11 protein-coding genes are annotated in these 13,635 nt (G+C 45.4%); 6 read left to right on the top strand and 5 right to left on the bottom strand.

Features of this window, described 5'->3' with window-relative positions:
* Window positions 1-19: 19 nt before the first annotated feature.
* The 5 genes from F8C82_RS01525 to F8C82_RS01505 all read right to left on the bottom strand — a co-directional run bounded on the left by F8C82_RS01525 (window position 20) and on the right by F8C82_RS01505 (window position 4,712).
* Window positions 20-2,071 (bottom strand): sensor histidine kinase, encoded by a 2,052-nt coding sequence (locus F8C82_RS01525; RefSeq protein WP_151691676.1) that lies wholly within the window; start codon window positions 2,069-2,071, stop codon window positions 20-22.
* A gap of 63 nt (window positions 2,072-2,134) precedes the next feature.
* Window positions 2,135-2,797, bottom strand: a complete 663-nt coding sequence (locus F8C82_RS01520) for a DUF6089 family protein (protein WP_151691675.1) — start codon at window positions 2,795-2,797, stop codon at window positions 2,135-2,137.
* Between the two features lie 49 nt (window positions 2,798-2,846).
* The gene (locus F8C82_RS01515) at window positions 2,847-3,533 is read right to left on the bottom strand and encodes an outer membrane beta-barrel protein (protein WP_151691674.1); all 687 of its coding nucleotides are present in this window, start codon (window positions 3,531-3,533) and stop codon (window positions 2,847-2,849) included.
* On the bottom strand, window positions 3,500-4,258 hold the full coding sequence (locus F8C82_RS01510) for a YaaA family protein (RefSeq protein WP_151691673.1): 759 nt from the start codon (window positions 4,256-4,258) through the stop codon (window positions 3,500-3,502). The genes F8C82_RS01515 and F8C82_RS01510 overlap by 34 nt, the downstream gene beginning before the upstream one ends.
* 85 nt (window positions 4,259-4,343) lie before the next feature.
* The gene (locus tag F8C82_RS01505) at window positions 4,344-4,712 is read right to left on the bottom strand and encodes a toxin-antitoxin system YwqK family antitoxin (RefSeq protein ID WP_151691672.1); all 369 of its coding nucleotides are present in this window, start codon (window positions 4,710-4,712) and stop codon (window positions 4,344-4,346) included.
* A 182-nt stretch (window positions 4,713-4,894) separates the two neighbouring features.
* On the opposite strand from F8C82_RS01505, the gene F8C82_RS01500 reads away from it, so the two are divergent.
* The 6 genes from F8C82_RS01500 (at window position 4,895) to F8C82_RS01475 (ending at window position 13,582) form a co-directional block, all read left to right on the top strand.
* Window positions 4,895-6,295 carry a CsgG/HfaB family protein gene (locus F8C82_RS01500; protein WP_151691671.1) on the top strand — a complete coding sequence of 467 codons (1,401 nt, stop codon included), beginning with the start codon at window positions 4,895-4,897 and terminating at the stop codon, window positions 6,293-6,295.
* Window positions 6,295-7,656: an LPP20 family lipoprotein gene (locus tag F8C82_RS01495; RefSeq protein WP_151691670.1), complete on the top strand. Its 1,362-nt coding sequence runs from the start codon at window positions 6,295-6,297 to the stop codon at window positions 7,654-7,656. The genes F8C82_RS01500 and F8C82_RS01495 overlap by 1 nt, the downstream gene beginning before the upstream one ends.
* Window positions 7,657-7,735: 79 nt before the next feature.
* Complete coding sequence (locus F8C82_RS01490; protein WP_151691669.1) at window positions 7,736-8,194, top strand: MarR family winged helix-turn-helix transcriptional regulator; 459 nt, start codon at window positions 7,736-7,738, stop codon at window positions 8,192-8,194.
* Entirely contained in the window at window positions 8,175-10,580 is a 2,406-nt protein-coding gene (locus tag F8C82_RS01485) for a 3-hydroxyacyl-CoA dehydrogenase/enoyl-CoA hydratase family protein (protein WP_151691668.1), read from the top strand. Before F8C82_RS01490 ends, F8C82_RS01485 begins: the two co-directional genes overlap by 20 nt.
* A 13-nt stretch (window positions 10,581-10,593) precedes the next feature.
* Entirely contained in the window at window positions 10,594-11,772 is a 1,179-nt protein-coding gene (locus F8C82_RS01480) for an acetyl-CoA C-acyltransferase (RefSeq protein WP_151691667.1), read from the top strand.
* Window positions 11,773-11,788: 16 nt separating this feature from the next.
* Window positions 11,789-13,582: an acyl-CoA dehydrogenase family protein gene (locus F8C82_RS01475; protein WP_151691666.1), complete on the top strand. Its 1,794-nt coding sequence runs from the start codon at window positions 11,789-11,791 to the stop codon at window positions 13,580-13,582.
* Window positions 13,583-13,635: the final 53 nt, after the last annotated feature.

Raw genomic sequence — 13,635 nt, 5'->3', positions numbered from 1 at the left:
AGTCACCCGACACCCTCTCTTATTTCGCTTTAGGGAACTGAACGGTCACCTTGGTACCTACACCAATCTCGCTCTCCATGAAGATTTTTCCGTCGTTTAGTCTGATGAATTCCATCACCAACTGAATACCGGTTCCTGTGCCTGTTTCTCGCTCGGTTCCTCGCGTTGAATCGAATACTTGCTCCTGAAGGATCTGATCTACTCGTCCAGTACTCATTCCCACGCCATGATCCTCTACAGAACAATACACGAAATCAGAATCTTGCTTCACTTCAAAAATCACTTCAGATTCCCTGTTGGAAAACTTGGCTGCATTGCTCAGTAAATTGCGGAAGATCGTTCCCATGTGACTCTTATCCCCCAAGATTAAAGGCGGAGGTTCAGGACAAATCATCCTACACTCAATTTTCTTTCGATTGTACTGCTCTTCAACCAGATTATAGGCATTCTGAAAAGACTCTCGAACATTCACACTCCCTTTAGAAGAAGTGATTCCCTTGTCCATTTGAGCGCGTGCCCAAACCAATACTTCCGTGAGGTTTCCTAACGATTTATCAACGCTCTCATTGATCTTCTCAAAAAAGGCGCGCTGCTCATTCTCGCGAATCTCACCTTCAAGGATTAACTCTGTTACCGATTTGACTTGAGCTAGAGGAGAGCGCAGGTCATGACTGATCAAAGCCAACAATTTGTCTTTGTCTAGATTGGAACGTTCTAGTAATTTTTGGTTGTATTCTAGGAACTGTTTTTGGACGTCCAGTTCTTTATTCTTTTGAATGATCTCAGAGTTACGAATAGCTAAAGCTTCATTCAATTTATTGCGTCTTTGTCCGCTTTTCCATTGGATGTACAAGGCAATGGCCGCTGCCAAAGCCAGCGCGATGGACAACATGAGAAGAGCCGTGTTTCTTTCGAGTGTTAGATCTTGAATGGCTTGCTGATGACTGAGTTTCGCCGCGCGTTCTCGCTCCATTTTGAGGTCTTCCTCGAGCATCACGATGTCGAAGTTGTCATTCAACACATTGTCGCTCATAGCCTTGATGGAATCAGAATACGTCAAGGCCAACTTCCAATCTTCTTCACTCCGAGCGAGGCGCTCCATTCGTCTGAAGACATAACGTTTAGCACCTACCAAACCATATTCCCTACACAATCCAGCTGATTCCTGAAGAAGTCTCCAAGCCCTTTCAGACTCCCCTTGACCATAATAGCTAATCGCTCTTGCGGTTTGGAAATAAACCGTTGCTAGAACATCACCAATTCGCTCTGCCAACACCATGGCAGAATCGGCATAAGCCATGGCCAGTTGATATTTGCCTTGCGCATTGTAGACATCTGCCATAGCTGCTAAAGCAAAAGATCGTTCGCTTTCTCCAGTTTCGTATTTGAGGTTGTATTCTATTGCAAGTTTTGCCAAGATCAAAGCGGTATCTAGCTCCCCAAGCTCCACTCGAATATTGGAAAGGTGCATGTACAAACTCGGCAAGCCCATGGAATCATTTGTCAAGAGCGTTTGTGCAATGGCCTCATCACAAATGGCAGCAGCCTTCTTGTACTCTTCAAGCTCGGTATGAATAAGAGAAAGGCCATAGTTCACCGTAGATAATCCCCAGTAATTCTTCGACTTCGTAAAAATATTCTTAGCGAGAATGTATTGCCTTGCCGCCCGATCGTACATCCCAATCTCGTTGTACAGCGTACCGATATAATTGGAGTTGTAGGCTAGTGAGACCGAATCATCTATCGACTCATATACCTCGCGCGCTAGAAAGAAATAATGAAGGGCCGAATCATAGCGAGATACCATGTAGTAGGAATCACCAATCACTTCATAGAGATACCCCAATTCATCTTTGGGTAGTTCCTGCTTAGTCTGAGCGAGCAATTCTCGGGCAACGGTTCGAACCGAATCTGGACGATCACGTACGAACCAATACATATCCCAAATCTGATCGGACACTTCAGCCGTATCGATGGGTGGTACAACCACGGCATTGCTCACAAAAGTGCATACCATGGCTAGACCGAGCAGAATGCTCCGCAGGCGATATTTGAGTATAGAAGTTGTCAAGTAGTTGCTATCGCAACAAATATAAGGTATTCGCTGACTTAACAATCAGTAAATACAACCAGATCAAAGGAATTGATAGGCATAGCCAATTCGAATACCACCATAGCCATCCGTTCCATTGTCTTCGGGAAGAGAAAATCCTTCCACTAGATCAGAGTATAGATAGTGCCCCATGAACTCTAAAGTGAGAACTGACACTCGATTGAGGCGAAATTTAAGCCCCCCTCCTAAACCGAGATTGAAGCCTCCGTTCGTACCTGGGTAAAGTTCTGCTCCATCCGAAAGTTGCATTCCTTCAGGATAAAATGCGTGTACCCAAGTGGCACCTCCACTCACTTTCAGGAAAAAAGTAGAGCGGTGCGATTGATAATACTTCCCAAACTTTCTAAAGTGGTAGATGATATGACCATTCCACTCTACAATATCCGAATTGAAGGAAAGTCCGCGATTGGGATTGTCGTGATTGGCATCATCTGCGGATACAGTTCCGTAGCCTAACCGAGAGCCCATACCCCATTTGGGGCCAAAATAATGAGTATAATCTAAGGAGGCATAATAGCCCATTTCCAAGAGAAGCGTTCCTGGATCAAGATTCGTTGTGATCTCTCCGTTATAGTTCATCGTTCCTACCGAGAGTTGAAGTTCTTGATAACGAAGTGAGCGTTGACCATGGAGAGAAATGGTACAACCGAGTCCTATACTTAAGAGGAAAATCAATTTACGCATGTAGCTACAACGATTAAATCACAAAGATAGTCCAACGAAGGTAGATGATTTAATACGTTCCTCGTTTGAGGATGCTCATGAAAGAATATCGAACGCGAAGTCCTCCGTAAATGTCGGGTGCATTCTCCACTCCATCGTACCGAAACCCTTCCAATCTATCGCTGTGCATAATAGATCCGTTCAACTCAATCGCAAGACCTTGGGTAAGACTCAGCTTGAACTTTGCTCCAATGCCAAAGTTAAGAATGCCGTTCATCGTTGTCCCTTCCGTAAAAGTGGTGTTTGACGGTGTATACTGCGATCCGTAATTGTAGGTCTGAACCGCTGCTACGCCCCCGCCCAAAGCGAAATAGGGAACCCAATGGGTAGCGCGTCTAAATCGGCCATACGACCATAAATTCACGGTCAAATGAAGTTCCGCTGTAGCTAAACTCGATCGGACTTCCAGGCCCCTTCTAACATTTGTATGATTCTCATCGGCCGCATAAATCCATCCTAAATTCACATTCCCACCAATACCGATGTAGGGACCAAAAAAATACTCTGCCTGAACGCCAATTTGAGGTCTAGCTTCGCGGAAAATGTTGGGAATTGGGTCAGTCGCTATTTCCGACGAGGAACTCAAGGTTCCCACAAAAGGGCCAAATTCCCAATAGGATAATCTTCCTTGAGCCAATCCTCCTTGAGAAAAAGCGATTAGAATTAATGCGACTGCGGCTTTCTTGAAAACACCCATAATTGGTTCTTCGAAGCATCTTCATTTAAAGAATACCCCTCTAGGTTGAATTGTTTGATTTCAGCGACTTCAGAAATCGAGTTCTGAACAATCCACCTTGCGAAAATACCACGGGCACGTTTCGCGAAGAATGACACAGTTTTAAGTTTACCGCTCACTTCTTCCTTGAAATCAACTCGGATAGAATTCTCTTTGTAGATTTTTGGCAAAATGGAATAGTACTCCGAACTCGTTAAATCAATATAAACCTCACCTTCTGCTATTGGCAGCAAGTTCGATTCGAACGTCTTTTTCCAAAACACCGAGAGAGATTTCCCATTCACTGAAACATCATCCTTGAGATCCAATCGATACGGCTGTACAGCATCCGTACCGCGCAACATACCGTACAATCCACTCATCACAATTCCGTTCTGAGCCGCCTTGACACGCTGCGTATTTGAAAGGGTAACGAAATCAAGTCCATCGTAAACATCCCCTTGAAATAATTCAATGGCAGACAAAACATCGGTATTGGACTCTCCCCAAGAATCCCAAGTGCGATAAACTTCTGCCCCGAGCACATCAGAAAGAGTGAGTCTCTTTTTCAACACATTCTCAGAGTACGACTTCACCACCTTAGCTACTCTCTCCGATTCGGATTGATAATGCGGAAGGGTACTGGGTTCGAAGTCGCAAATCGACTGCGTTTGCTGACGCTTGGAAGGGCTTAAGATGAACTTCATAAAATTTGAAAGGCCGAATATACAGACATAAAAAAATCGCCCCAACACTTGAGGCGATTTAAGTTTCAACTGATATCGTTTGGCTCTATTCTACAGCCACCCAACGATTCACCGTTGTTCGAACATTGTCTACGTATTCAATCTGGTAAAGCATATCGCCACCACCGGCTCTATACAACCAAATGCCTTCTTTCTCTCCGTTCACATATTCACCGGCGCTAATCAAATCGCCTGCTTCATTGTACTGACGGTACTCACCATGTGGCTTATTCGCAAGGTAAGATCCCGTTTCTTTCACCTGACCATCTTGATAAAATGCAATCATCTCGATGTAGTTTCCGTAAACGGTATATTGAGTTTTTGTCTGTCCGTTCTCGTAAGTCTCTGTTCTTACTTCCTGTGCGAAGAGTAAGCCTCCCGCCAACATCATCGCAATCGTCATTAATCTTTTCATATCTATATCTTATAAGTGTTCTATTGTCTCCTCTGTTACTGTAAATATAAGCGACGGATTCATCAAAATCAACATTTGCGTTACATAATATTAACATTGAGGTAACATTGGGTAAGGATAACGTGATGGCATCACTTTTGTTTTAACTGCTAGCAAGTACATTTGTGTTAAATCGAATCGCCTTGAAAAACTATTACATCATATTACCCCTACTCATCTTGAGTATTTTCCTTTCTGCCTGCAGCGGCTCAAAGAAGATGTTTAAGCGTGGGCAAGAGTTAGAAGAAGCCGGAATGTACGAACAGGCGGCCCTTGCCTACATGGACGCCTTGAGAAGAGACAACGACAACATCGAAGCTCTCATCGCTTTGAAGAGCACTGCTCAAATTGTAGTAGATGAGAAGTACGGAGAATTTTTTAGAGCCGTTCAAGGAGGCGATGACAAACTAGCCATTCAGAGTTATCGCGAAGCAGAGAGCTTTAGAGAACGTCTTAGTCAGTACAATGTTAACATTGCTCGACCAGCCGGACACGAGGCGGACTACGAGCAAGCGAGAGATCGCTATTGTGAGGTTAGATACCAAGAAGGTAGAAGCGCTTTAGGAGCAAAAGAATTCTCGAAAGCGGAAGCCATTTTCCGGGAAATAAACGCGCTCAAATCCGATTTCAAAGACGTGCCTCAGCTCTTGAGACTGAGTCAAGCTAGACCGCTTTACAACAGCGCCATGGAAGCATTTGACGCTCGCAAATACAGACTAGCCTACCGACTTTTTGATCAACTCGAATCACAACACGGCGAATTTGAGAACAGCGCGAACCTGAAAGCTACCGCCCTTAGAAATGGGCAGTTTGGTTTGGGGTTGATGAATTTTGAAAACCACACGAACTACGGCGGCGTTGAAGCGCTTATATCCAGCAGAGTAACCCGAATTCTCCAAGAAAAAAACGACCCCTTCTTGAAATTGATTGATCGCTCGATGATTAGTCAATTAACAGATGAACAAATTAGAGCCATGCAAGGTCAGAGCGACCCTACCACTGCTGCGGAAGCTGGGAAACTGGTGGGAGCCAGAGCCATCTTGGTTGGAGAACTCGTGAGTATGAGTGTAGAGGAAGGCAACATGCAGAGGTCACGCAGGCCGGGATACATCGGTAGAAATGTCACTCGCACCAACAGTGAAGGCGAAAGATACACCGTGATGACTTACAGCAAGGTTTGGTACTATCACGTGGAGCAAGCTTCTAAGGTCAATGCCATCTTCCAATTCAAGTTGGTAGATGTAGAAACTGGAGAAATTTTGGCAACCAACGCCATTAATGTAAGCGAAGACGATCAAGTGGAATACGCTCAATACAATGGCGAAACGCGCTTCCTGTACATGGGAGATTGGACAACCATGGATCGCGACAAGGAAGGTGACAGAGTCTTAAATGATTCCAGAAATAAAAGAACCTTAGACAATCAGCTCAGAGCGAGAACTCAGCTCAACTCTATTGAAGACATGAAAGAAAGTGTATTCAATAAAATTTCAGAACAAGTAGCATCAGAGGTTTACAATAGCTACATGAACATTCAGGATTAATGCCACTCTCAATAAAATCATTTGCTTTAACTGCACTCACTCTTCTCCTTTTTGCCTCATGTGGAAGTAAAAAGGAGATCAGTAATGGACAGCCTAAACCAGAATGGGTTCAATCCAAACCGATTGATCCGTTCTATTACATCGGCATCGGCGTTTCACCTATTCAGGCGGATGGCAGTCACCTTCAACGGGCAAAGAGCAATGCACTTTCCGACCTTTCCAGCGAAATCTCTGTAGAGATTAGTGCCACTAGCTTGCTCTATCAGATGGAGCAAAATCAAAGATTTAGAGAAGAGTTTAGAGCACAAACCGAATTAAACTCACTAGAGACCGTTGATGGCTACGAACTTGTTGGCAGCTATGAAGCGGATGGTTACTATTGGATTCAATACCGATTAGACAAGGCATCTTACGCTTCACAACGAGCGGCCCGCAAACAGACTGCGGTAGATCGTGCGAAATCTTACTACGACCTCGCACTCGAATCGCGTAAAGCACATAAAATACAAGAATCACTTACCCATACTCTTACTGCATTGGCTGAGCTCAAGCTCTACTTGAACGAACCCATTTCGGCCAACGGAGTGGATGGAGATTTCGGCATTCGCCTTTACACTTTCGTCAATGAGCTAGTGAGCGAAATCCAGATCAAGCCCATGATGGAGCGTGTTACTATCGTTCGCTATGACGCACAAGCCGAGCAGAGTTGGTTCTTTGAAACCACCACAAAAGACGGTTCTCCATTAGAGAACATACCAGTCTATTTATACTATACTGGAGGTTTCTTACGAGAAAATCAAGTTCGAAGTGATGCACTTGGTCGCATCTTCACTTCACTACCTAAAGCGGAAACCAACGCAGAGCACGAGCGATTAGAGGCCGATATCAACTTTGTAGCTATTGCCGAAAGCGCTACTCGTGATCCATTGTTGCGAATGCTTCTCACCCGGCAATTTGGCGACAGAGCCGAAATAAAAGTGGATGTTCGCGCACCAGCCGTTTACATGGAGAGTGATGAGCGCATTGAAAGCAATCCATTGCCGAACCCTCCCATTGAGCAGTCGCTACGAAGCTTCTTATTGAGCAATCAATTCACTACTACACCGTACAAGGAACATGCTGATTTGTGGATAGAAATCCACGCCGTTGCAACCGCATATGGAACTCGAGATCAAATGCACCTCTCTAGATTATCAGGTGAAATAGTGGTCAAGGACAAAACTGGTCGACTTCTACGCAGTTTCCCGCTTTCCAGTTTCCAAGGTGTTCAACTCTCTGAACAACTGGCAGGACAAGATGCGTATCGCCGAGCCATCCGAGAGCTCGAAGATCATGAATTCAGGAAGTTACTGATTCAATAACCTGAATATCGAACAAATTTAAGACTGAAACACAGGGGTTTCTGTATAAGATTTATTATGTTTGAGCAAAACATTTCTTATGCGCCCCGAAGAAACTGTAGATTTTCACATCAAGTTTACTTGGCAGGGAATTGCGCGTTGGTACAACGATTATGCGGCTCAGTTTGATACGACAATGGCAACCGGTTATGTGTTGCTGAACGTCGATCAAGAAAACGGTACACCAAGTACTAGTCTGGGACCTAAAATGGGAATGGAACCGACTAGCCTCTCTCGCCTTCTCAAAGTAATGGAAGAGCGCAACCTCATCCGGAGAGCTCCGCATCCGGAAGATGGTCGCGTTGTCCTGATTTTCCTTACTGATTTTGGTATTGAACAGCGTGAACACGCTAAAGAAGCTGTATTGAAATTCAACCGTGCGGTAAAAGAAAAAGTATCGAAGACGGATTTGAATGGCTTCTTCAGGACCATGAATAAGATCAATATTTTAATAGAACAACTCAACGAAGAACTTCATCATGAAGAGAACCATTCGTAAAGCGGCCGTATTGGGTTCCGGCATTATGGGAAGTCGCATTGCCTGTCATCTTGCCAACAAAGGCGTTGAGGTATTGCTACTCGACATCCCGCCAAGGGAACTCAATGAAAGAGAAAGCGCCAAAGGCCTAACGCTAGAAGATCCATCTGTAAGAAATCGAATTGCCGATGAAAACTTACAGAATGCAGTAAAATCTAACCCTTCTCCGTTATTCGACAAGGCATATGCCAACCGAATCAAAACGGGCAACTTTGATGATCACCTTTCTAAAATCAGCGATGTTGATTGGGTTATCGAAGTTGTTGTTGAAAGACTAGACATCAAACAACAGCTCTTTGAGCGCGTGGAGAAATACCGCAAACCTGGAACATTGATTACCAGTAACACCTCCGGTATTCCCATTCACTTAATGACCGAAGGAAGAAGTGATGATTTCAAAGCCCATTTCTGCGGCACTCACTTCTTCAATCCTCCGCGTTATTTACGCCTATTGGAAATCATTCCAACGCCTCACACAAAAAGCGAAGTGGTCGATTTCTTTATGGAATACGGCGACCTCTACCTCGGTAAAACCACGGTACTCGCTAAAGACACACCTGCTTTCATTGCCAACCGAATTGGCATCTATGGAATTATGGACCTCTTCCATCAAGTGAAAGAGCTAGATATGACCATTGAGGAGGTTGACAAACTCACTGGCACGTTGGTAGGCCGACCTAAATCTGCTACCTTCAGAACATGTGACGTTGTGGGATTAGACACTCTTGTTCACGTAGCCAACGGCCTGCATAAAGCGTGTCCAGACGACGAGAAAAACGAAGTTTTCGCCTTGCCTTCTTTCATTGACAAAATGATGGAAAACCAATGGCTTGGTGATAAAACTCGTCAGGGTTTCTACAAAAAAGTAAAAAACGAAGACGGATCGAGTGAGATCTTGGCCATGGACCTCAACACCATGGAATACTCCTCAAAGAAACGCGTTAAGTTCCCTTCACTCGAAGCTGCGAAACCCGTTACGGATCTCAAGGAGAGAATTGCTTTCCTGGCTAAATACAAAGACAAAGCAGGCGAATTTTACCGTCGATCGTATGCCGGGCTCTTCGCATATGTAACCAATAGAATCCCAGAAATCTCTGACGAATTGTTCCGCATTGATCAGGCGATGAGAGCCGGATTTGGATGGGAATTGGGGCCGTTTGAACTCTGGGATGCCGTTGGCCTCGACAATGGATTGAAATACATTGAAGAACGCGGTGAAACGGCAGCCGACTGGGTTGCAAAAATGAAGAAGAACGGTGTTTCTAGCTTCTACAAAACCGAAGGAGGCGTACGTTATTACTACGACGTTCAGACCGAAGAGTACAAAGCTATCCCAGGACAAGATGCATACATCATCCTAGACACCATTCGCGAAACCAAAACGGTATGGGCGAACAAGGAAAGCTCAATTATCGACTTGGGAGACGGAATCTTAAACTTCGAGATACGCTCTAAAATGAACTCTTTGGGCAGTGGCGTACTCGCGGGGTTAAACAAGGCCATTGATATGGCTGAGAAGGACTATCGAGGACTCGTCATTGGGAACCAAGGAACCAACTTTAGCGTAGGAGCAAACTTGGCTATGATCTTCATGATGGCTATTGAACAAGAGTGGGACGAACTCAATTTTGCCATCAAGTACTTCCAAGATACCATGATGCGTGTGCGATACAGCGACATTCCTGTTGTGGTTGCCCCGCACGGCATGAGCTTGGGTGGAGGCTGTGAAATGACTCTCCACGCAGATGCCGTACAAGCCGCAGCTGAAACCTACATGGGATTGGTTGAATTTGGCGTTGGTGTTATTCCGGGTGGTGGTGGAACAAAAGAACTCACACTCCGTGCGAGCGACCGCTACTTGAAGGATGACGTAGAACTCAACAGCTACCGAGAGAACTTCTTGAATATCGGTATGGCCAAGGTAGCAACCTCTGCGACTGAAGCCATGAATATGGGTTACCTCATCAAAGGAAGAGACCATATCAGCATGAACATCGATCGTCAGATTCAAGATGCAAAGAGAAAGGCCATTTTGCTCGCTGACATGGGATATCAACGTCCTATTGAAAGAACAGACATCAAAGTTTTGGGTCAGCAATCACTCGGTATGTTCCGTGTGGGCGCGTTCCAAATGATGGAAGGTCATTACATCTCAGAGCACGATCTCAAGATGACCGAAAAGCTTGGATGGGTAATGTCAGGTGGAGATCTATCCGAACCGACATTAGTAAGCGAACAATACTTACTCAAGCTTGAACGCGAAGCCTTCCTTAGTCTTTGCGGTGAGAAGAAGACTCTTGAAAGAATACAACATATGCTGAAGACGGGTAAACCGCTTCGCAACTAAAACGAGTATCAGAATGAATGCATATATCGTAGCAGGATATAGAAGTGCCGTTGGCAAAGCTTCAAGAGGAAGTCTGCGTTTTTACCGACCAGATGATCTTGCCGCGGATGTCATCAAGCACTTGATGAACAACCTCCCCGATTTCGACAAATCACAAATTGATGATGTGATTGTTGGAAACGCTATGCCGGAAGGGGAACAAGGCTTGAACGTGGGTAGACTAATCTCTTTGATTGGCTTAGACACTGTTGATGTTCCAGGCGTTACCGTGAACCGATACTGCTCATCAGGATTGGAAACCATCGCCATGGCTGCGGCTAAAATCAACGCAGGAATGGCGGATGCCATCATTGCGGGCGGATCCGAATCTATGAGCTTCATCCCAATGGGAGGTTGGAAAGTGGCTCCCAACTACAAGTTGGCTAAAGAGCACGCTGACTACTACAACAACATGGGATTAACCGCCGAGGCTGTCGCTCAAAAGTACAAAGTGAGCCGAGAAGATCAGGATCTCTTCGCCTACCAGTCGCACCAAAAGGCCATCCAAGCCATTAAAACGGGGCGCTTTAACGACGATATCGCTCCCATCAATGTAGAGTACAAGTACTTGAATGAGAAGGAAAAAATCGATACCAAGAACTTTGTATTTGATACGGATGAAGGCCCTAGAGCGGACACTTCTATTGAGGCCCTGTCTCGCCTACGTCCTGTGTTTGCTACAGGCGGAAGCGTAACCGCGGGAAACTCATCCCAGACATCAGACGGTGCGGCCTTTGTATTTGTGGTAAGTGAAAAGTTCTTGGAAGAACACAACCTCACTCCTATCGCCAGACTGGTTAGCTATTCCGTTGCGGGTGTTGAACCTAGAATTATGGGCATCGGTCCGGTGAAAGCCATACCTAAAGCACTGGAGCAAGCCAACCTAAAATTAAACGACATTGATTTGATTGAGTTGAATGAGGCTTTTGCCGCACAATCGCTCGCAGTATTGCGCGAACTCGACATCAATCAAGACATCGTGAACGTGAACGGTGGAGCCATTTCGCTCGGTCACCCACTCGGTTGTACCGGAGGAAAGCTAACGGTTCAAGTATTGAATGAATTGGCCAAACGCGATCAGAAATACGGCATGGTTACCATGTGTGTAGGTACAGGCCAAGGTGCTGCAGGTATTTTCGAAAGACTGAATTAAAACACACATCCAAACGATGAGTACAGATAAGAACTTCATTAAAGGCGGAGAGTTTCTCATCCGCGACATCGAGCCAAATGATATTTTCATTCCTGAAGAATTCAGCGAAGAACAACTCATGATGGCTCAGGCTACGACCGACTTCATCGACAAAGAAGTTTGGCCTAATAAAGCTCGATTTGAAAACAAGGATTACGCTTTCACTCTAGAAGTGATGAAGAAGGCCGGTGAACTCGGACTTCTCGGCATTTCAGTTCCAGAGGAGTACGGCGGATTGGGAATGGGTTTTAACACAGGAATGTTAGTGTGTGACCGAATTTCAGGAGCCACCGGATCCCTTTCTACCGCTTATGGCGCTCATACCGGAATCGGCACACTCCCTATTCTACTATACGGAAATGAAGAGCAAAAACAGAAATACCTCCCAAAACTCGCTTCGGGCGAATGGATTGGAGCCTACTGTTTGACAGAGCCTGGTGCGGGTTCCGATGCAAACTCTGGTAGAACGAAGGCAGAATTGTCCGATGACGGCAAGAGCTACGTTATCAACGGACAAAAAATGTGGATTTCAAATGCTGGTTATGCGGATCTCTTCATTGTATTTGCCAGAATTGAAGACGATAAAAACATTACGGGTTTCATCGTAGAAAAAGGCGTCGAGGGACTAACCCTAGGAGACGAGGAGCACAAAATGGGTATCCGTGCTTCTTCTACTCGTCAGGTATTCTTCAACAACGTAACCATTCCAGTGGGCAACCTACTCGGTGAGAGAAATGGCGGTTTCAAAATTGCCATGAACGCTCTAAACGTAGGTCGCATTAAATTATCAGCAGCTTGCTTAGACGCTAACCGCAGAGGCATCAGTGTATCCATCAAATACGCCAACGAGCGCGAGCAATTCAAAACACCAATTTCAAGTTTCGGTGCCATCCAGTCGAAGTTTGCCGATATGGCTGCTAAGCATTTCGCTACTGAAAGTGCATCCTACAGAGCGGGTCAGGATATTGAAGACAATATTGCGCGCCTTACTGCAGAAGGAGTTGACCCACAAGAGGCAAAACTCAAAGGGGTGGAAGAATACGCCATCGAATGTGCCATTATGAAAGTGCACACTTCAGAGGCCAGCACTTTCATTGCCGATGAAGCTGTTCAAATTCATGGAGGTATGGGCTTCTCTGCAGACACGACCGTAGAGAGCGCCTATCGCGATGTTCGAATCGCTCGTATTTACGAAGGAACGAACGAAATCAACCGCATGCTTACCGTTGGTATGTTGTTGAAGAAAGCGATGAAGGGTGAGCTAGATCTAATGTCACCCGCCATGAAGGTAGCAGGGGAACTCATGGAAATCCCTGATTTCGACACACCAGATTATAGTCAACCACTAAGTGAGGAAGCGGAACTTCTCGGCAAAATGAAGAAGGCCATTCTAATGGTAGCAGGCAAGGCTGTTGAAACCTTCGGAATGAATGTAGAAGAAGAGCAGGAAGTACTGATGTCTGTTGCCGACATGATCATCGAAACGTATGTGGCTCAGAGTGCCGTACTTCGCGCGGCAAAACTGACTCAATCAGGACATGCCAATGCAGAGGCCGCTCGTGAAATGGCTCGTCTCTACATGTATTTCGCAACTGAAAAACTTCATCTTGCAGGCAAAGAGGCCATCTACGCCTTCACCGAAGGAGATGAACAACGCATGATGCTAATGGGACTGCGCAGATTTACCAAATGGCAAAATCCACCAAATCCCAAAGAGCTTCGCCGCAGTATTGCCAAGCGCATTATTGAAGCGAACAAATATCCATTCTAAGGAATTTGAGTTTGTGAATGAGAAGTCGTCCAATCGGGCGACTTTTTTCATTC

The organism is Phaeocystidibacter marisrubri (assembly GCF_008933165.1).
In the GTDB taxonomy this organism is placed as follows: domain Bacteria; phylum Bacteroidota; class Bacteroidia; order Flavobacteriales; family Schleiferiaceae; genus Phaeocystidibacter; species Phaeocystidibacter marisrubri.
The sequence above is the reverse complement of the archived record's forward strand: the minus strand, read 5'-3'. Positions and strand labels throughout refer to the sequence as shown.

Excerpts from the sequence above, each read along its gene's own strand:
- F8C82_RS01520 (WP_151691675.1), bottom strand. The coding sequence starts at position 2,797 with ATGCGTAAATTGATTTTCCTCTTAAGTATAGGACTCGGTTGTACCATT.
- F8C82_RS01515 (WP_151691674.1), bottom strand. The coding sequence starts at position 3,533 with ATGGGTGTTTTCAAGAAAGCCGCAGTCGCATTAATTCTAATCGCTTTT.
- F8C82_RS01510 (WP_151691673.1), bottom strand. The coding sequence starts at position 4,258 with ATGAAGTTCATCTTAAGCCCTTCCAAGCGTCAGCAAACGCAGTCGATT.
- F8C82_RS01505 (WP_151691672.1), bottom strand. The coding sequence starts at position 4,712 with ATGAAAAGATTAATGACGATTGCGATGATGTTGGCGGGAGGCTTACTC.
- F8C82_RS01495 (WP_151691670.1), top strand. The coding sequence starts at position 6,295 with ATGCCACTCTCAATAAAATCATTTGCTTTAACTGCACTCACTCTTCTC.
- F8C82_RS01490 (WP_151691669.1), top strand. The coding sequence starts at position 7,736 with ATGCGCCCCGAAGAAACTGTAGATTTTCACATCAAGTTTACTTGGCAG.
- F8C82_RS01485 (WP_151691668.1), top strand. The coding sequence starts at position 8,175 with ATGAAGAGAACCATTCGTAAAGCGGCCGTATTGGGTTCCGGCATTATG.
- F8C82_RS01480 (WP_151691667.1), top strand. The coding sequence starts at position 10,594 with ATGAATGCATATATCGTAGCAGGATATAGAAGTGCCGTTGGCAAAGCT.
- F8C82_RS01475 (WP_151691666.1), top strand. The coding sequence starts at position 11,789 with ATGAGTACAGATAAGAACTTCATTAAAGGCGGAGAGTTTCTCATCCGC.